The sequence below is a fragment of the Lacticaseibacillus sp. 22 genome (assembly GCF_055413445.1).
This window is the reverse complement of sequence record NZ_JBVAYD010000008.1, coordinates 42,706-62,152: the sequence shown is the minus strand read 5'-3', so window position 1 is coordinate 62,152 and position 19,447 is coordinate 42,706. Positions and strand designations below refer to the sequence as shown.

Genomic DNA, 19,447 nt, shown 5'->3' with positions numbered 1-19,447 from the left:
ACGAAATCCTCCATTTCAAGCTCCAATCATCTTAACAGTTGCGTGTAAATGTTCATGTCGTTGAATGTAAAGGTTCTGTAAATATCTCATCAATCTTGCTGCTGGCGCTTGCTGACCGGCAATGTCACGGTAAAGGTCGATCCAACCCCGACTTGACTCGAAACGGCAACCTGACCATCCATACTTTTCACCAGCTCACTAACGATTGCAAGACCCAAACCAGTACCGCCATTGTGACGACTGCGCGCTTTATCAACCCGATAGAAGCGTTCAAAAATCCGTGCCTGCTCTGTCTCGGGAATCCCAATACCGGTATCAGCGACCGCCAATGACAAGTGCCCTTCGACTACTTGGGCCGTGATCGTCACATGTCCGGCTAATCGATTATAAAACACGGCATTGTTCAAAAGATTCCGCACAATCTGAGTTAACTTGCGCTCATCGGTCACAACCTGTAAGTCTGGTGCAATTGCCACCTCCACCCGAATCTGCTTGTCTTTAATCACTTTAGCTAAATTACGCAATGCATCGTCGACTAACTTCTTAAGTGGTACTTGTGCCTGCACCGTTTGATTCGATTCGGGCCGGCTCAACGTTAGAATATCATTGATGAGCTGGGTCAGTCGCTTACTTTCATCGAAAATAATCTTCAAAAACTTATCTAGCGTCGCCGGATCATTTTTAGCCCCGCTTAATAGTGTCTCGGCAAACCCGGAAATAGCAGTCACCGGCGTCTTTAGCTCATGACTCACATTGCCAACAAAATCGAGCTGCATTTTCTCGACTTGGCGCAAATACGTGACATCGTACAAAATAACCAACACCTGGAGACGACTAGTTCCTTGGTTTAAAGGAATGACACTGGCATCAACCGACTTTTGGGTTGCCAGGACGGTCAACTCCTGATGATGAGTCTTTTCATGGCGAAAAGTGTGCTCAATCATCCGGGCCAACGCATAAGTCTTAACATCGTCCAGATAATTGTGCCGCGGCTGCGGAATCTGATGGCCCAAAAGCTGGGACATGGCATGATTATGCAAAATGACATCCTTATTGGTATCAATCAACATGACGCCTAGTGGCAAATTATCAATCAGACGATCAAAACTGGACTGCCGTACTGCGACTTTCTCACGTAAATGGGTTTGTTCCGCAGCTAAGGCATTAATTCGCCGTGCCACAGGCGTAAACGGCGACTGTGGCGGCAGAATCACAGGCTCGGGCTCTTTTTTCTGGCGAATCCGATCCAAGTTGTGGCTCATGACCCGAATGGCTTCTTGATACTGATGCTCCGAGCGAAAAAGCCAAGCCAGAATTAAAGCAATCAGGACCGCAAATGTCAGCGTCAAAATCCAAAATTGCTCAGGCGCCGTTGTCCAAACGCTGGACTTATAGCGACTAACGGCAACCCAGTGTCCCCGGTGACGAAACAGATATGCCTGTTCAGCTCGCCCAAGAACATTAACCGTTGTCACAAATGGTTCGCGATGATTGCCACGTAAGGCATCGGCCATCACTTTTTGTCGGGTGGTTTTGGGATTATCCGGAACAACCGTAATAAAAGCGGCTTCGGACTTTGCCAGCGCTTGCGGATCAACGCCATCCTTAGCAGAGGCTGCATAGGTTCTGGCTACGCGCCTCAAATCGCGTGCCTGCTGATGTACGATTTGTTGATTGACCGTCGTGACGAGTACAAAAAAGCCTGCTAACGAGAGCAGACTAATAACCAGTACACGGCGTAAAATCCGTTTATTCATGTGGCGCCTCCATTTGATAACCGAATCCCCGCACCGTCTTTAAGTAATCCGGATGTTTAGGATCTGTTTCGATTTTATCCCGCAAATGACTGACCTGAATATCGACCATCCGTGTTTCCGCCGGGTAATCGAAGCCCCAAACCCCATTGAGCAAAGCATCGCGTGATAGCGTTTTGCCAACTCGTTGAGCAAAATAAACCAATAGTTCAAATTCCTTAGGGGTCAATTGGAGTCGGTGTCCGGCTTTGCTAGCTTTATAATTTTCAGGATCAATCGTAATTTGACCGACCGTAATTTGATTGGCATTACCAGGAAGTGGCGCTTGTGGTTGACTTTGACTACGCCGTTCGATGGCTTTAATTCGGGCAATAATTTCCCGCGGCGAAAACGGTTTGGTCACATAATCATCCGCACCAAGTTCAAGTCCGACGATCTTATCGGTTTCGTTGTCTTTGGCCGTCAGAATCATGATTGGCGTTTGAATCTTTTCTTCACGAATCTTACGGGTGACATCCAGTCCACTCAAACTCGGCAACATGAGATCGAGAATAATAAAGTCAAACGGCTCGCTACGTACTTTGTCTAAAGCCTCCTGACCATCCGTTGCCGTTTCAACCTGATAGTGTTCAGCCTCTAAATTGTATTGCAGCAAGGTTAAGATGGCTGGTTCATCATCAACAATCAAGATCTTCTTCATGCTGTCTCCTCCGGGAATAAAATCATACCAAGTTCATGGGGTGCACCGGCAAAAATTGCGGTTTCGGCTAGCCGTATCTCGCCATCTGCCTGTTGAAGCCGTAAGCGGCAATAAGTGGGTTCCTTTTGAATTGCGTTATAAAGTTCAGCGGCATTGTTGACGGCAATATGATTGCAGGTCAAGACCCGATCACCCGGCTGCAAATCCATTTGTGCGGCTGGTGTCTGTGGGACAACCCCGATGACAACCACCCCGTGATTGGTTTGTGTCACGTTTAAATGTACTTGATGTGCTTGCCAAACTAAGCCGGCACCGAGTATCAAACTCACCAACACAGGTACTAAGGCAATTGTCATCGCAGGCATGGTAAGGATCCGACCCACCAGTCCAAAGACGATCAAACCGCCACCGGCAACTGCAAACCATGGCCAACTTCGGCGCAAATACGGTTGAACACGATCACGCTGCGTGGTAAATGCCGCGCCTAAGACCAGTGGAAGTCCAACCGCAACAAAAGTATCCGTTGCGATTGATAAGAGCGGCAATCCCGCAACTTGATCAACACTCACCGGTAAGAACAAAGGCACCCAGTAAAACTGTCGCAATCGAAACGCAACCTGTTGACGTTGACGTCGATCCTGCAAAATAACCGGGGACTCAATTTGAGCGCCCCGATTTAACCGCGCGATCAAAGCTTGTGCTAACCACAGCACACCAACTAAAACGGCTAAATCAGCACTCATTTGGCTCGTTGTCGGCCGCAGCAATTCAACTAAGCCCGCTAATCCTAGCCACCATGGACTGAACCGCCAGCCAGAAAAGATTAGCCCGACCAGCGTTGAGCCACTTAATGCTAATAATGCGGGCAAACTAACTTGTAAGCGCGCAACCAACATCAGTGCCGAGATAACGATGCCTAGCAAAATACCGACCCAAAAGAATGGGGCAATTTCGCTATGTTGGGGATGAATCGCCCGCAAGTACTGATGGCGTTCGCGGCTTGTCCGGCTAACCGCATACAAAATCGTCAACCCTAAAGCAAGCCAGAATACGGCACCAATCGGGCTGATAAGTAAGGCAATGATCACTGCCATCGGTAACCCTCCAATATTCACTGTGACCAGTATAGCAGAAATTAACGACCGCTTCCTACAAGGTTTTGGGCTCATCAACCAGAAAATGCCGAAAAACGGCCATTTTTGTCCCATCAATTAACATGTATGAGTTATTTTCGACATAAGCTTGCGTATTCAAAACATCGTACTGCCATTCATTAAAACCACCCACCAAAAAAGGACTGCCCGGAAAAGAGCAATCCTTTCACATTGAGTCGATAGCAGCAACTCAAATGTTCAATTTTGAAATTAAAACTTAAGAAAACGCCGCATGGAGATAACTGATCCCAGCGCCCCGATGACAATGCCGATCCCGGCTAACATCAAGTCAAGCCAGAACAAGAACGGCATATTGGCATAAAGCGTATAACCACTGGCTCCGTTTGCATAAGTGAAGCTCCGATAGACAATCGCATAACCGACATCCACAATAATAATCGGTAATACCGCCCCAAACAAACCGGTCCAGGCACCTTCAAGCAAGAAAGGCCACCGAATGTAAGAATTGGTTGCCCCCACCAATCGCATAATCCGAATTTCGTCGGAACGTGACAAAATGGTAATTCGAATCGTGTTATTAATCAGGAACACGGCAACAAACAGAAGCAGAATCGTGAAAGCAAGTCCCCATTTCTGGGCTACATCCACAGAATTAAAGAGTTTCTTTGCCGTTCGCCCGCCATAGCTTGCATCAACCACATGATCCAGTTTCTGTGCTTCTTTTGACACGCTGATGGTGGCCTTAGGACTATTCGTCTTAACCATGAACACGTCGCTTAATGGGTTTTGATCCCCGGAGAACATCCGCCACTGCGAACCATAACCCCCGATGATTGTATCTAATTCTTGTTGACGTGAGCGGTAAGTGACCTTGTTGACGTGATCCAGCTTTTTAAGTTTGTCTTTAAGGTCATCACGTTGTTTGGTGGTTGTTTTTTTATCAATATAAACCCGCACCTGAACATCATTTTCAACTTGTTGTGAAATGTGGTGCAGGTTGAAAATCAAGGCCATAAAAATACCGACCAACAGTAATGTGACGGTGACTGCACTAACCGCTGCAACCGACATCCAGCCGTTACGCCGCAAACTGCGCAGGGAATCTTTAACATGGCGGAAAAAGACCTTACTCTTCATTGCCGTATGTGCCTCCTTCTTCGTCACGCACTAAGCGACCCCCGGCAATTTCGAGTAGCCGGTGTTGACGTTCATTCACAATATCCTTGTTATGGGTTGCCATGATAACCGTTGTTCCATTTGCATTGATACGTTCAAGAATATCAACAATTTCATCGGAGGTTTGCGGATCAAGGTTCCCAGTCGGTTCGTCAGCAATCAACACTTTAGGCTTGTTGACAATTGCACGCGCTACTGACACCCGCTGCTGTTCACCACCGGATAATTCATCAGGAAAACGCCGCAATTTCTGTTCCAAGCCAACGAGTCCTAATACTTCGAGCACGCGGTCTTTAATTTTATCGTCCGGCGCTTCAATGACTTGCATCGCATAAGCCACATTCTCGTACACCGTCAAGCGTGGTAAAAGCTTGAAGTCCTGAAAGACGATCCCGATGTGACGACGCAAAAACGGCACCTGCGACGGCTTCATGGTTGAAAAATCAAAATCATCAATTTTAATACTACCGCTGGACGGCTTTAATTCATGGTACAGCATTTTAACGAACGTTGATTTCCCGGCACCACTAGGACCGATGACGTAAACAAACTCACCATCCTGGATTTTAAGATTCAAATCCTTAATGGCAGTGACGCCGTTAGCATACTGTTTCGTCACGTTTTCCATTTGAATCATGCATTTTGCTCCTTTTTCTAAGCTAGGATTAGTATAACAGCCGATTAAGTCAGCAAGATTTCAGGCAGATTACAGTTTAATCAGGATTTTTCTGGGCGAGCTCCCATTGCAAGTATGCATTGATAAATGGATTAAGATCGCCATCCATCACTGCCTGCCCATTACCGGTTTCGTAATTCGTTCGGTGATCCTTGACCATCGTGTACGGGTGGAAAACGTAAGACCGAATCTGTGAGCCAAAAGCAACATCTTTTTGCTCGCCTTGAATGGCTTTGGCTTTGGCCTTTTTGGCTTCCTCTTCACGCTGATATAACTTGGCTTTCAACATCGCCATTGCCGTGGCCTTGTTCTGAAATTGTGACCGTTGTGCCTGACTGGAAGTGACAATCCCGGTCGGCAGATGAATCAGCCGAACCGCACTGGAAGTCTTGTTAATATGCTGACCACCAGCACCACTGGACCGAAACACTTCCATTTTGATATCCTCTGGGCGAATATCGACTTCAATCGAATTATCAAGCTCCGGCATCACATCAACCGAGGCAAAACTGGTATGACGGCGGCCGGCGGAATCAAATGGTGAAATGCGGACGAGGCGATGGACGCCTTTTTCACTTTTCAATAAGCCATATGCGTTCTCACCGTTGATCAAAAGCGTCACACTTTTAATGCCTGCTTCGTCACCGGGTTGGTAATCCGCGACTTCAACCTTGAAACCATTCTGGTCGGCCCAGCGCTGATACATCCGCATCAACATCGAACCCCAGTCTTGTGATTCCGTACCACCTGCACCGGGATGAATTTCGAGAATTGCATTGTTGTGGTCATATGGCCCATTTAAAAGCAATTGCATCTCATACTGATCAAGTTTTTCCTGCAGATCTTTAAGCTTGGTCTCTTCTTCGCGTTGCAAATCCGGGTCGGGTTCGTCTTGTAACAACTCCAATCCAGCCTCAAGATCTTCCAGTTCATTTTCAAGTGCGTAAAAGCGATCGTGTTTTTCTTTGAGTTTATTGTTGGCATCGATCACTTTTTGTGCTGCTTCCGAATCATCCCAAAAGCCCGGTTCCGCCATTCTACCTTCATTTTCACTAATGCGTTCATTCAGCGCATCGAGGTCAAAGAGACCCCCTGAATTGATTTATTTTGGTTCGCATGGCGGCCAAGGTGTTACGCATGACACTGAGTTCCATGATAATTGCTCCTCTTTTTTTAAGTTGATTTTAGTAAAGACCGGGTTGCCTCAATCCTACATTTAGCTTCTGCTTCTGTTATCCTCAAAACACCCCAGTACCGCAAATTTGAGCTTGCAGTGCCGGGGCGCCGGTTCACCATTAACGGCGAATATTTTGCCGAATTTCGGCTTTCATGAACAATCGGGTCACATCATCATCAATTGACGCAATCATTTCCTCAAACATCCGGTAGCCTTCTTCTTGATATTCGACTAGCGGATTCATCTGCCCATAACCACGCAAACCAATAGACTGGCGTAGTTGATCCATGGCGTCAATGTGATCCGTCCAAGCTGAGTCAACAACGCGTAAGATGACCACTTTTTCGAATTCTAGCATCTGCGCGTCATCGCCAAGTTGCTTGTTTTTATGCTGGAAGTTAGTTTCAGCCATATCCGCCAGTAAACCGATGAGCTCATCTTGCGACTTGCCATCAAGTTCGCTGCGCTTGAATTTCTCCGGATCGGCCATGTTTGCGGTGATCCAGGCATACAACGCATCAAGATTCCAATCCTTTTGATCGCCTTGGGTATGCGTTTGAACGATGCGGGTGATGGTTCGATTAATCATCGCCATCAAAACGGGCTTCAGGGTCTCGTCTTCATTGATAATCTGCTGGCGCTGCTTATAGATAACTTCACGCTGTTCACGCATCACATCATCGTACTGCAACGTGTTTTTACGCGTGTCGTAGTTATTCCCTTCGACACGCTTCTGCGCTGATTCAACCTGCCGTGAGATCATCCGACTTTGAATGACCTGATCGTCATCGGCAACCTTGAACCGATCCAGCATTGCTTTGATCCGCTCAGAGCCAAACCGTTTCATCAAGTCATCTTCTAGACTCAGGTAAAATTGGGTAGAACCCGGATCACCTTGACGACCAGAACGGCCACGTAATTGATTATCAATTCGGCGACTCTCATGCCGTTCGGTCCCAATAACAGCCAAACCGCCTAACTCGGTGACACCAGGGCCTAATTTAATATCCGTCCCACGACCAGCCATGTTGGTCGCAATTGTCACAGCGCCTCGTTGCCCGGCATTCATGATGATTTCCGCTTCTTTAAAGTGGTTCTTCGCATTCAAAACCGTGTGCGGGATTTTTTCATCGTCTAATTGCTTACTCAAACGTTCGCTAGACTCAATCGCAACCGTCCCAACCAGAATCGGCTGCCCTTTTTTATGACGTTTTTTGATATCGTCAACAACCGCATTGAATTTAGCATCCAAAGTCGGGTACAAAACATCCGGTGAATCAACCCGGATAACCGGTTTATTGGTTGGAACCGAAATAACTTCCATATTATAGATTTCGCGGAACTCTTCTTGCTCCGTTTTAGCGGTTCCGGTCATCCCTGCCAGCTTGGTGTACATCCGGAAGAAGTTTTGATAAGTGATGTTAGCCATCGTCTTATTTTCATCCTGGATTTGGACCCCTTCTTTGGCTTCAATTGCCTGATGCAGGCCATCGGAATAGCGCCGGCCTTCCATTGCCCGACCGGTAAATTGATCGACAATCAGCACTTCGCCGTTAGACACCATATAGTCGATATCTTTAAGCATAATGTAATTTGCCCGCAATGCTTGGTCGATATGGTGGGTTAAAGCCGTATTTTCGGTATCGTATAGGTTATCCAAGCCAAAATTCTTTTCGGCTTTGCGAATGCCGCTTTCAGTGAGCGAAATGGTCTTCGTTGGCCAGTCAATCTTGTAATCAGTATCGGCTTTAAGCGTCTTAACGAAGCGGTCCGCCCGAATATAAAGGCCGGTTGTCTTTTCTGCGCCACCGGAAATAATCAAAGGTGTCCGGGCCTCATCAATGAGAATCGAATCAACCTCATCAACAATTGCAAAATTCAGTGGCCGTTGTACCATCTGTTCCTTATAAACCACCATGTTGTCTCGCAAATAGTCAAAACCGAGTTCACTATTGGTGGAATAGGTGATATCGCAGTTATAGGCTTCGCGTTTTTCGTCACTGTTCTTGGAGTTAAGATTCAACCCGACGCTGAGACCGAGCCAGTTGTACAACTCGCCCATTTCCGTTGCATCACGCGTGGACAAGTACTCGTTAACGGTAACCACGTGGACCCCTTTACCAGTCAAGGCATTCAAATAAACGGGCATGGTTGCCGTCAAAGTTTTACCTTCACCGGTTTTCATTTCCGCAATATTGCCTTCATGTAAAACGATCCCGCCGATAATTTGAACCCGAAACGGGAATAACCCCAAAACTCGTTTAGCCCCTTCACGCGCGGTGGCAAAAGCTTCCGGTAAAATATCGTCTAACGTTGCCCCTGCTGCAAGGCGATCCTTGAATTTTTGGGTGTTTGCTTTTAATTGATCATCTGATAATGCTGCATATTCATCTTCATAGCGCTGAACTTGATCAGCGATTTTGCCGAGGCGACCGATTTCTCGCTTATCGCTTTCGACCCATTTTCTAAGAATATTGGCCATTAATGGATTCCTCTCTGTCGAAACCTCGTAGAACTAACACTACTTTAATCATTCTAACATTTATACATCTTAACATTTATACATTCTAACATCTTAACATTTTAAAGGGGAGATTGAAAATAACTTGGTGAGCGTGAGCCAGCCCGGTTAGAAACCGGAGCATAAGTGGCCTTGGGCGTGATGACCCGGGTTTGGTCATTGCGCCCAAGGTCCTTATGTGCAGGTTTCTGGGCTGGCGAACGCGTTATGGGCATAAACCAGAACATTAGCGTCCTTGAACGTGATAACCACACTTTGGCCATTGCGTCTGAGGTCCTTACACGCAGAATTCTGCGCCGGGGAGCGCGTTATGAGCGTAAGCCAGAACATAAGTAGCCTCAGACGTGATGGCCCGCTCTTGGCCATTGCGACCAAGATCCTTAAATACAGATCTCCGCGTCAAAAATCACATTAATTGCCACACTTCTCATAAACTGTAATAGCCACACGCATCGTTTTATAGGCATGATGGAGCTGACAGGCAAATAAAAAGCAAGCCCGCTGATAAGCAGCAGCCTTGCCTTTCTTTTAAGAAAATCGCTATTATTCGTTCGTTTCAATCAAGCCATAACGGCCATCACGACGTTTGTAAACAATGCTCGTGCCATTTGTATCTGCATCTTCGAAGATAAAGAAGTTGTGGCCCAGCATATCCATCTGTAAAATGGCTTCCTGTGAATCCATTGGTTTTAACGAAACGCGTTTTGTTCGCACAACCTTCAGATTATCATCATCTTCGGCCGGTTTCGGTTCAGCCGGTGCATTGCTATCGATGTCAATCTGACCAAAGCCTTTTTCACGTGACTTGCGATTAATCTTGGTTTTGAACTTACGCACCTGCCGCTCCAGCTTGTCAGTAACAAGATCGATGCTGGCGTACAGATCCGGACTGGTTTCTTCCGCACGCAGGGTCAAGAACGACAGCGGGATCGTCACTTCTACTTTTGCGGTCTTATCTGGGTAAACCTTCAAATTGACGTGCGCTGTCGCAGTAACTGAACCACCAAAGAACTTGTTCAGTTTGCTAATCCGCTTCTCCACGTAATTTCTGATGGCTTCGGTGACTTCGATGTTTTCGCCACGAACATTGTATGTGAGCATAAAACTTCTCCCCTTTCCTGCGTGTAGGCAAAACGCTTACACGCTGATTGGCTGGGGTAAAACCCTTCCAATCTCCAACTTCATTATACCGCTCCGTGCGGCTAACGTAGCCATAGCTAAGGGTAAAACCCTTCCAATCTCCAACTTCATTATACCCGAATGTTACCACCAGACACAACAAAAGCCACATTTCACCGAATTAATGTAAACGCCTGGATAGTCCCCTTGAAACCGGCAGCCACTAAAGCATCCCGCGCGTGGTACAACGTCCGCCCCGTCGTATACAAATCATCAAGCAATGTTATCTGACGCACGCGGTTTAAGGTTTTGGCTGAAACGAGCACCCGAAAACTTTGTGGCGTCTTCAGCCGTTCTCGGCGGGTCTTTTGAGCTTGTGGTCGCGCTGTTGCCGACTTTTGGAGCCAGTTTTGTAATGGCAGGCAACCAAATAATCCTAAAATCGGATCAAACCCGCGCCATTCATAATGTTTAGCTTCGCTTGGAATGGGAACCAACGCTTCTGCATGTCGCAGACGCTCGGCAATCAAATCCTGAAAAGCTACATGCAGCCGATAGTCACCCAGTCCTTTATATTGGTAAATCCACGCCTTCATTTTCGCGTCATACACAAATAAGGCCCGATTATTTAAAAGCGGCCCATGCTTCGCCCATTTTCGACAGTCCAAACATGGCTCCGCGGCTACCTGCATTCGCCCGCAGCCGGAGCAGGTTATACCGGTAATGAAACTAAATTGGCTCAAGCAACTGTGACATAACCTCGGCGCTAGCAATGGACCACGGGAAAATAACGTTGTCAGCTTCAAGCCGCGATCTGTCGGGCGGGTACAACCAATACAGCGCATCGTCTTCACCTGCCATTCATCATCACAATTTGGCGTCTGGCTGCCAACATCGCAAGGGTATAACGATCGGAAAAGAAGACAACCGGATCGTCCGGACTATCCGCTGCCCGACCAGCTCGACCGGCAATTTGAATTAAAGCTGATGCCGAAAACTCGGGATCTGCCGCTGCTAGCACTGCAACCGCACAGCGAGGGACAGTCACGCCTCTTTCCAGAATTGTTGTCGTCACTAAAACCTCCAATTGTCCTTGTCGAAATGCTGTAACCTTTTCCGCCCGCTGCGCATCAGTACTCGCAACACCAGCCGCCTTTAGCCCTATTTGGCGCAACTTACCGGCAAGTTGTTCTGCCCAACTAATCTTCGGCACAAACAACAGACAGACTCTTTTAGTCGCTAGCACTTGCTGCACCCACACAATGACTGCTTTGGGAAGCTGATGGGGCACATGCCGTAAGTTCACTAATTGAATCCGAGGAACCGGTAATGGATGCCCGTGAAAACGGCGAAAAAGTCGACTAACCCCAAGCCGCCCCCGCCGAATTGCCTGTTTTAATTGACGATCAGGAGTGGCCGTCAAATAAGCAATTGAGCCGCGGCGTGCCTGTCTCACTGCTTGATGCAACATCGGTGTTCCGCGCATAGGAAACGCGTCAACTTCATCTACGACAATTAAGTCAAATGCCCGATAAAAGCGTAATAATTGATGAACCGTTGCTAAAAGCAAATCACTATCCGTTTGATCAAAATGCCCACCATAACGCACGGAAATGGGTGTGGTTGCAAATGCCGTTCGAAATCGTGGTGCCAGTTCCCGAATCACGTCAATTCGTGGTGAAACAATGGCCACCCGCTTTTGCTGCTGGATCAGCTGGGCAATAGTCGGAAAAAGCATTTCAGTCTTTCCCGCTCCGGTAACCGCCCAAATCAAATGCTCACGCCCTGCTGCGACACTCGCCTGTAATGCATCCGATGCCGCCTGTTGATCAGGTGTTAGTACACCATGCCAGGTTAATTGACCATCACCAACCGGCAGATGCGCCTGTTCAAACCGATAAAGATGATCGGCATTGGTCAGTCGTCCTAAAGCAACACACTCCGAACAGTAGATTCGGCCATCTGGCAGTGCAACAGGTCTGCGGCTGCAACATCGCTGACATTGCCACTGATGATGGTCTTTTACCAATGCCGGCACAACAGTTGCGTGTGATATATTAGAAACAGCTAAACGCGCCAGTTCACGCTGTGTGAGTTGGGCACCTGCCAGATCCATTTTCATCACCTCAAAAGGAGATTACGCATAATGAAGCCATATCTCACCATAAAAGAATCCGGAAATTACACTCAAATCATTAAAAAGTCTCGTTTCATCACCCACCTCGCTCGTATTCATGATGAAGACGAGGCAAAGGCTATTATTGATCGCATCAGCCACGAGCATGCCAAAGCAAATCACAATGTCTTTGCTTACGTGCTCGGTAACGAAAACCAAATCCAGCGGGCCAGCGATAACGGCGAACCATCCGGAACTGCAGGCCCCCCGACGCTTGAAGGCCTCTTGCAACATGAACTTCGCGATACACTCGCCGTGACGACGCGTTATTTTGGCGGGATCAAGCTTGGTGCCGGCGGTCTGATTCGCGCTTATGCCGGCAATGTCAACGCCGCAATTGAAACAATTGGCATTGTAGCCCGAATTAAACAAAAGGCTGTTACTTTTCAGATTCCATATGCGGATCTTGATCCACTGCAGCATTTTTTAGAAACGCACAACCTCACAATCGCAACCATTGATTATGGCGTAGCAGTGACACTGACGCTACATCTTGATGCTGACCAGTTAGACAAGAACCTCGCCTTAATCAAGGATTTCCTACACGGACAATTTGACCCACAGATCGGTACAAGTCAGTATCGTGAGGTCCCTTATGCCACGTCAGAAGTTCACAAGCCTTAAAAACGTAAAAAGATCCGCAAGCTCAATTACCGCTTGCGGATCTTTTTGGTTTACATATAGTGCCCTTTAATAAGGCCTAACTGCAAACTTATTTAGCATATTCAACGGTCCGGGTTTCTCGAATGACTGTAACCTTGATGTGACCCGGATACTCTAATTCTTTTTCAATTTCATTGCGAATGTCGCGAGCCAAAATGACACTCTGATCATCAGAAAGTTTTTCTGGCTGAACGATCACCCGTACTTCACGACCGGCCTGGATCGCGAAACTATGGTCAACGCCAGCATGACTGTTGGCAATAGCCTCCAATTTCTCTAAGCGATGCAGGTAATTTTCAAGTGATTCCGACCGCGCGCCTGGACGAGCGGCGGAAATAGCATCAGCGGCGGCGACTAGTACCGAAATGACACTAGTTGGTTCAACGTCACCATGATGGGACGCAATGGCATTAATCACCGTCTTTGGTTCTTTGTACTTTGTTGCTAGCTCGACCCCAATTTCAACGTGGGATCCATCGACTTCATGATCGAGCGCCTTACCAATATCATGTAATAACCCCGCGCGTTTTGCTAAGGTAACATCTTCTCCTAATTCAGCAGCCATCACACCGGCCAGCTTTGCAACCTGAATCGAATGATCCAGAACATTCTGACCGTAACTCGTACGAAAATGCAAGCGACCCAAAATCTTAATCAAGTCAGGGTGCATATTATGGATACCCACATCAAAAATAGCTTGTTCGCCGATTTCACGAATGCGGTCATCCATCTCTTTGCGTGCCTTATCAACCATTTCTTCAATGCGGGCCGGATGAATTCGGCCATCTTGAATGAGCTTCTCCAACGCGATTCGCGCGATTTCCCGTCGAATCGGATCAAATCCGCTCAAAACAACGGCTTGCGGGGTATCGTCAATAATTAAGTCAATCCCCGTCAAAGTCTCAAGTGTCCGGATATTTCGACCTTCACGACCGATAATTCGGCCTTTCATGTCGTCATTTGGTAAATTAACAACCGTAACCGTTGTCTCGGCAACGATATCTGAAGCACTGCGCTGAATTGCATCCGCAATCAGTACCTTGGCTTTCTTATCTGCGGCCTCCTTTGCTTCATCTTCGCTTTCTTTAATCATCACGGCGCGTTCATGCGTCAATTCTGATTGTGTCTGGTCAAGGATCTGAGTCCGAGCCTGCTCATGGCTTAGCTCGGCAATTCGTTCGAGTTCTGTCTGTTGTTTGCTGATTTCAGAAGAGATAGCTTGTTCACGTTCATCTAACTGTTGCTGCCGCTTGTTCAAATTTGCTTCCCGGTCAGCAAGACTCTGCTCTTTACGATCAAGCGTGTCATCACGCCGATCAAGAGTATCTTCTCGCTGGTTCAGTCGATGTTCTGACTTCTGGACTTCCGCCCGCCGATCTTTCAATTCGTCTTCAAGTTGGGTTCGATAGCGATGATTCTCATCTTTTGCTTCTAGCAGTTTCTCTTTTTTTAAAGTCGCTGCTTCTTTTTTAGCGGCCTCAATGATACCTTCTGCTGTCTGCGTCGCTCGATCCAAACTGTTCTGGTGGAGCTTCTTTTGAAGTGCAAATCCGATCAATAAACCGACCGCTAAAGCGATGACTGCTGCGAGGGTTATTGAGACCAGTGTTACTGAACTCATCATTTCACCTCCGCATCATCTAAGCGATTCAATCATCAAGTTGATCAAAATCTTTGATGCTTTTTTTAAATTATTACACCTCTATTAGTTTACGTGCTGGCCTGCAAGGTGTCAACTGGAGGCAAATTTAGTGAGCGCGAGCCAGCCCGGTTAGAAACCGGAGCATAAGTGGCCTTGGGCGTAATGACCGGGCTTTGGTCATTGCGACCAAGGTCCTTATGTGCAGGTTTCTGGGCTGGCGAGCGCGTTATGGGCGTAAAACAGAACATAAGTGGCCTCAGGCGTGATGACCGGGCTTTGGTCATTGCGACCAAGGTCCTTATGTGCAGGTTTCTGGGCTGGCGAACGCGTTATGGGCGTAAAACAGAACATAAGTGGCCTCAGGCGTGATGACCGGGCTTTGGTCATTGCGACCAAGGTCCTTATGTGCAGGTTTCTGGGCTGGCGAGCGCGTTATGGACGTAAGCCAGAACATAAGTGGCCTCATACGTGATGGCCCGATTTTGACCATTGCAATCAAGGTCCTTACACTCCGATTGCCGCGACTACGAACGCGTTATGAAAAGCGTGAGCCATTTTCACACCCGATCCGCTCGCAACACAACAAGCACCCCTTTTAACCAGTCATGATGCGGCAGATGTGGTAGTATCTGTCTCTATGTCTGCTTGATCGATAACGTGATCCGGCGACATTCCATAAGCAAGCCGGACTTGTTTTTCAATGGTTCGGCGCAGCTCCTCATGCGTTTCAAGATAGCTTTTAGCGTGCTCACGTCCTTGACCAATGCGCTCGCCTTGGTAGGCATACCATGAACCCGCCTTTTCAATGATGTCTTTTTCAACCGCCATGTCGACAAGTTCACCGCTTTGGGAAATGCCTTGACCATACATAATATCAACAATGGCAGTCTTAAACGGCGGTGCAACTTTATTTTTAACCACTTTGATTTTGGTGCGATTGCCAATAATATCGGCACCGTTTTTGATCTGCTCGGAACGGCGCACTTCCATACGCACAGTAGCATAAAATTTCAGCGCCCGACCACCTGGCGTAATTTCAGGATTGCCGAATACAATGCCGACTTTTTCCCGGATCTGGTTAATGAACAAGGCAATTGTTTTGGTCTTATTGATCGCCCCAGACAACTTTCGTAAGGCCTGTGACATTAGCCGTGCCTGTAACCCAACGTGTGCATCACCCATGTCCCCTTCAATTTCTGCGCGCGGTACCAGAGCTGCCACTGAATCAACCACTAAAATATCAATGGCGCCCGATGCAACCAGCTCATCGGCAATTTCTAATCCTTGTTCACCGGTATCCGGCTGTGAAAGCAACAGCTCATCAATATTGACGCCAAGTGCCGCCGCATATTTGGGATCCATGGCATTTTCAGCATCAATATAAGCGGCCGTGCCACCGTGTTGCTGAACCATGGCAACTGCATGCAAGGCCACAGTCGTTTTCCCGGAACTTTCCGGACCATAGATTTCAACAATTCGTCCACGTGGCAGCCCACCAACACCAAGTGCATCATCAATTGCAAGTGATCCGCTGGAAACAGCAGAAACGCGTGTCTCCACTTTGTCCCCCATCCGCATAATGGCCCCTTTGCCAAAATTCTTCTCAATCTTCTTTAACGCCGTTGCCAATGCTTCCTGTCGTTCGGTTTCTGCCATCTCTTACCGCCTCCTGTTTAATGAGCTTGTTCCATCCACAACTATTTGCTGTTATTCGCGTAAACGCTTCAACACCATCATCATCCCCGTCATAACGGCGCGCTTGCGGACGTCATTTCGCCCACCCGGAAAATGATAAACTTGTGCTATTGGTTTCTCTCCTAACCGCGCCAAACCAATCCAGACGGTGCCGGCTGGCTGTCCTTCCAGCTTGTCAGGACCGGCAACTCCGGTAAAACTAACGGCAATGTCTGCCGCCGCTCGTTGACGAGCATGCTCTGCCATTGCTTTGGCAGTAAATTCACTCACCACACCATGTTCTGATAGCTGACGGGCATCAATATTTAAAAATGCAGCTTTTGTCGCTAAAGCGTACGTAACGAAGCCGCCTTTGAAATAAGCCGAGACTCCCGGAACGTCTCCCAATGCCGCTTGAAATGCACCTGCAGTCAGACTTTCAGCGGCACTAATTTGCTTATCACTAGCCGCCAATGCTTTGACTAATTCCTGGGCAAGACTGTTATCGTCACCGTAGCCGTAAAAGTAGCGACCTTCACGATCCATAATGATGCCGATCATTGGCTCAAGTTTCGCCGCGGCTTCTGCTTGTGTTTTGCCACTCGCAGTTACCCGAACTGTCACCTCATGATCTTTTATATAAGTTGCAAGTGTCGGATTCGTCTGGTTGGCAATTAAATCACTTAAGTCTGTCACAAGTTGCGATTCGCCGATACCAAAGAAACGCATCACGCGACTTTCCAAAACTTCTTGATGCCCGCTATATTTTGCCAGTCGTGGCAACAGTTCATGATCAACCATCGGCACAAACTCTTTAGGTGGTCCCGGCAATAAAACATAGGCGTGTTGGCGCTGCTCAACCCATGCGCCGACCGCCAACCCGACACGATTGGCCAATACGATTGCGCCTTGGGGATACATCGCTTGCAGGCGATTATTGGGTGTCATTGGACGTTGCTGTTGTTTAACCCGCGCAGCCAACTTGGCCATAGCGTCAGCGTCTTCCACCAAGGGTAAATTCAGGTGTGCGGCTAGGGTTTGCTTCGTTAAATCATCCGGTGTTGGTCCTAAACCACCAATCAAAATAACGATATCACTGCGTTGTTCCGCCAAACTTATCGCGTCAGCCAGTCGTTTTGCATTATCCCCAACAACCTGTTGATGATAGCTCGCAATACCTAATGTAGCCAGTTGTTTAGCCATATACGCGCCATTTGTATTTGTAATTTGTCCCATCAGAATTTCCGTTCCGATAGCAATAATTTCTGCTTGCATATTTTTCCCACCTAACAATAGAATTCGATGTTTAGCACATCTGCCCTTTAATGCATTCACTCAATATTCAAAAATTCTGCTGCGATCACCCAACCATTAACATAAACAATGCCTCCAAACCCAACAAGCTTCAGTTTTATTTTACTACCCGTTCCGTTTTGCGCCGAATGACGGGCACAAAAAAACCCAAGCCATCAGCCTGGGTAAAAAAACGATATTACTACTGTTTAGATCCAAATGAATCTGCAAAAACGCCGCGATTCTTGTAAAAATATTCCACGCCGGAATAAATCGTGAAGAACACTGCAACATAGAAAAGGATTAGCGCAAACGGAATGTTAATGTTGTTGAACCATGCGTTATTGAGCATCAAAAAGATGATCGCAAACATTTGCGTATTGGTCTTAATCTTTCCGGGCCAAGCAGCAGCCAGTACCTCTCCTTCATTGGAAAGCAATAGTCGCAAACCCGTCACCGCTAACTCACGCCATAGGATAATCGCCGTTCCCCATGCTGGAATCTGTCCAGCTGCTGTCAGGAACAAAAATGCGGTCATAACTAACAACTTATCGGCCAACGGATCGGCAAATTTCCCAAAATTGGTCACTAAATGTTTGCGCCGGGCAATCTGACCATCCGCAAAATCGGTAAGTGAGGCCACAATGAAGATAATCAAGGCGATAAACCAGCTCATGGCAACTTTTGTCCCGGCAATTGTCAGATAACCAGCCGGCCAATTGAATGCCAATAACAAAGTGAAAACGGGAATTAAGAAAATGCGAATCAGCGTCAACTTATTAGGGAGATTCATTCTTGAGAAGCCTCACTTTCACTCGTACTGCTTGTGAAGGTAATCGTTCGAACAACACTGGTACCGTTCGAAATGTCAACCTTCTTGCCATTCAACTCAATCGTCGTAGCAGTCGCATTCCCTGAGCGGACTTGGAAGGTGGACGTATTATCTGGCAATGTCACCTCTTGTGTATTTCCTGATGTCAAGGAACCCTGCCAAGTTGTCGAACCATTGACAATGACTGAAATCCAAGCGGTCGCCCCGTTTGCACCGAGGGTAAGTTTATTCCCGCTGGTAGGCAAATTCTTCAACGTAACTGCCTGAGTAGCACCATTTGCCGCAGCAACAGAAATGTCGAGCTTGTCACTCTTCTTTTTGCTTTCTTTAGATGCCTTTTCTGATGACTTGGAACTACTTGATGCAGAAGACTTGCTAGACTTCGAGGATGATGAGGTTTTTGATGATTTCGATGCCTTAGAACTACTGCGCTTGGACGAAACCGCAACACTCTCGGAATCCGCGGGAATCGTTTGTTTCGGTCCGGATTGTGAAAATAGCATCACGACATAAATGACGATGATGGCAACAATCACAAAGGCAGCAATCGCAATCTGTGGCAGATAACGCCGCAAACGGTTAACCGGACTCGCTTCTTCGGCGCGGGTCGCCCGAGTCTTATTTTCAACTGACTGTGCAGCGTATTCTTGGGGTTGCGGTTCCGGGATATCCTGCTGAAATTGCGTCAACAATTCATCCCCGTCAAGCCCAACCGTATCGGCATACTGCTTGATAAAGGCACGCACATAAAAGTCGCCTGGCAACGCATCGAAATGACCTTCTTCGATTGCAATCAGGTAGCGTTTTTGAATTTTGGTAATTTGTTGTAGATCATCAATGGTATAGCCTTTTTCAATCCGGGCGTCCCGTAATTTTTGCCCAATTTCATCCATATGTTTTCTTCACCCGCTATTTTTTATTAACCATTT

The 19,447-nt window shown here is 47.4% G+C and carries 17 protein-coding genes; 1 reads left to right on the top strand and 16 read right to left on the bottom strand.

Annotation, left to right across the window (positions count from 1 at the left end):
* Positions 1–89 precede the first annotated feature (89 nt).
* From pnpS to ACWP87_RS05705, 11 genes are all read right to left on the bottom strand, one after another.
* Positions 90–1,757, bottom strand: a complete 1,668-nt coding sequence (gene pnpS / locus ACWP87_RS05755; protein ID WP_014569361.1) for a two-component system histidine kinase PnpS — start codon at positions 1,755–1,757, stop codon at positions 90–92.
* On the bottom strand, positions 1,750–2,454 hold the full coding sequence (locus tag ACWP87_RS05750) for a response regulator transcription factor (RefSeq protein WP_005688690.1): 705 nt from the start codon (positions 2,452–2,454) through the stop codon (positions 1,750–1,752). The genes pnpS and ACWP87_RS05750 overlap by 8 nt, the downstream gene beginning before the upstream one ends.
* A complete protein-coding gene (locus tag ACWP87_RS05745) occupies positions 2,451–3,548 on the bottom strand; it encodes a PDZ domain-containing protein (RefSeq protein WP_014569360.1) in 1,098 nt (365 codons plus the stop codon). Before ACWP87_RS05745 ends, ACWP87_RS05750 begins: the two co-directional genes overlap by 4 nt.
* 55 nt (positions 3,549–3,603) lie before the next feature.
* A complete protein-coding gene (locus tag ACWP87_RS05740) occupies positions 3,604–3,741 on the bottom strand; it encodes a hypothetical protein (protein ID WP_014569359.1) in 138 nt (45 codons plus the stop codon).
* Between the two features lie 77 nt (positions 3,742–3,818).
* Entirely contained in the window at positions 3,819–4,706 is an 888-nt protein-coding gene (gene ftsX, locus ACWP87_RS05735) for a permease-like cell division protein FtsX (RefSeq protein ID WP_005684490.1), read from the bottom strand.
* Positions 4,696–5,382: a cell division ATP-binding protein FtsE gene (gene ftsE, locus ACWP87_RS05730; RefSeq protein WP_005684489.1), complete on the bottom strand. Its 687-nt coding sequence runs from the start codon at positions 5,380–5,382 to the stop codon at positions 4,696–4,698. The genes ftsX and ftsE overlap by 11 nt, the downstream gene beginning before the upstream one ends.
* A 76-nt stretch (positions 5,383–5,458) precedes the next feature.
* Positions 5,459–6,575, bottom strand: a protein-coding gene (prfB, locus tag ACWP87_RS05725; protein WP_154241369.1) for a peptide chain release factor 2 whose coding sequence is annotated in 2 segments (ribosomal slippage) — positions 5,459–6,502 and positions 6,504–6,575 — 1,116 coding nt in all. Because the reading frame shifts where the segments join, the coding sequence is not laid out codon by codon here.
* Between the two features lie 141 nt (positions 6,576–6,716).
* Positions 6,717–9,080 (bottom strand): preprotein translocase subunit SecA, encoded by a 2,364-nt coding sequence (gene secA / locus ACWP87_RS05720; RefSeq protein ID WP_005684487.1) that lies wholly within the window; start codon positions 9,078–9,080, stop codon positions 6,717–6,719.
* Positions 9,081–9,662: 582 nt separating this feature from the next.
* Positions 9,663–10,220: a ribosome hibernation-promoting factor, HPF/YfiA family gene (gene hpf, locus ACWP87_RS05715; RefSeq protein WP_005684485.1), complete on the bottom strand. Its 558-nt coding sequence runs from the start codon at positions 10,218–10,220 to the stop codon at positions 9,663–9,665.
* A 191-nt stretch (positions 10,221–10,411) separates the two neighbouring features.
* Positions 10,412–10,930: a ComF family protein gene (locus ACWP87_RS05710; protein WP_005688681.1), complete on the bottom strand. Its 519-nt coding sequence runs from the start codon at positions 10,928–10,930 to the stop codon at positions 10,412–10,414.
* A 158-nt stretch (positions 10,931–11,088) separates the two neighbouring features.
* The gene (locus ACWP87_RS05705) at positions 11,089–12,354 is read right to left on the bottom strand and encodes a DEAD/DEAH box helicase (RefSeq protein ID WP_014569356.1); all 1,266 of its coding nucleotides are present in this window, start codon (positions 12,352–12,354) and stop codon (positions 11,089–11,091) included.
* A gap of 27 nt (positions 12,355–12,381) precedes the next feature.
* Between ACWP87_RS05705 and ACWP87_RS05700 the strand changes: the two genes are divergently transcribed.
* Positions 12,382–13,038 carry a YigZ family protein gene (locus ACWP87_RS05700; protein WP_029943817.1) on the top strand — a complete coding sequence of 219 codons (657 nt, stop codon included), beginning with the start codon at positions 12,382–12,384 and terminating at the stop codon, positions 13,036–13,038.
* A gap of 88 nt (positions 13,039–13,126) precedes the next feature.
* Here ACWP87_RS05700 and rny read toward each other — a convergent pair whose 3' ends face one another.
* From rny to ACWP87_RS05675, 5 genes are all read right to left on the bottom strand, one after another.
* Positions 13,127–14,698 carry a ribonuclease Y gene (rny, locus tag ACWP87_RS05695; RefSeq protein WP_005684479.1) on the bottom strand — a complete coding sequence of 524 codons (1,572 nt, stop codon included), beginning with the start codon at positions 14,696–14,698 and terminating at the stop codon, positions 13,127–13,129.
* A gap of 624 nt (positions 14,699–15,322) precedes the next feature.
* Positions 15,323–16,375 carry a recombinase RecA gene (gene recA, locus ACWP87_RS05690; RefSeq protein ID WP_005688187.1) on the bottom strand — a complete coding sequence of 351 codons (1,053 nt, stop codon included), beginning with the start codon at positions 16,373–16,375 and terminating at the stop codon, positions 15,323–15,325.
* 51 nt (positions 16,376–16,426) lie between these two features.
* Positions 16,427–17,668 (bottom strand): competence/damage-inducible protein A, encoded by a 1,242-nt coding sequence (locus ACWP87_RS05685; RefSeq protein ID WP_014569352.1) that lies wholly within the window; start codon positions 17,666–17,668, stop codon positions 16,427–16,429.
* 220 nt (positions 17,669–17,888) lie between these two features.
* The gene (gene pgsA, locus ACWP87_RS05680; RefSeq protein WP_014569351.1) at positions 17,889–18,479 is read right to left on the bottom strand and encodes a CDP-diacylglycerol--glycerol-3-phosphate 3-phosphatidyltransferase; all 591 of its coding nucleotides are present in this window, start codon (positions 18,477–18,479) and stop codon (positions 17,889–17,891) included.
* A complete protein-coding gene (locus ACWP87_RS05675; protein WP_005688668.1) occupies positions 18,476–19,411 on the bottom strand; it encodes a helix-turn-helix domain-containing protein in 936 nt (311 codons plus the stop codon). The genes pgsA and ACWP87_RS05675 overlap by 4 nt, the downstream gene beginning before the upstream one ends.
* Positions 19,412–19,447: the final 36 nt, after the last annotated feature.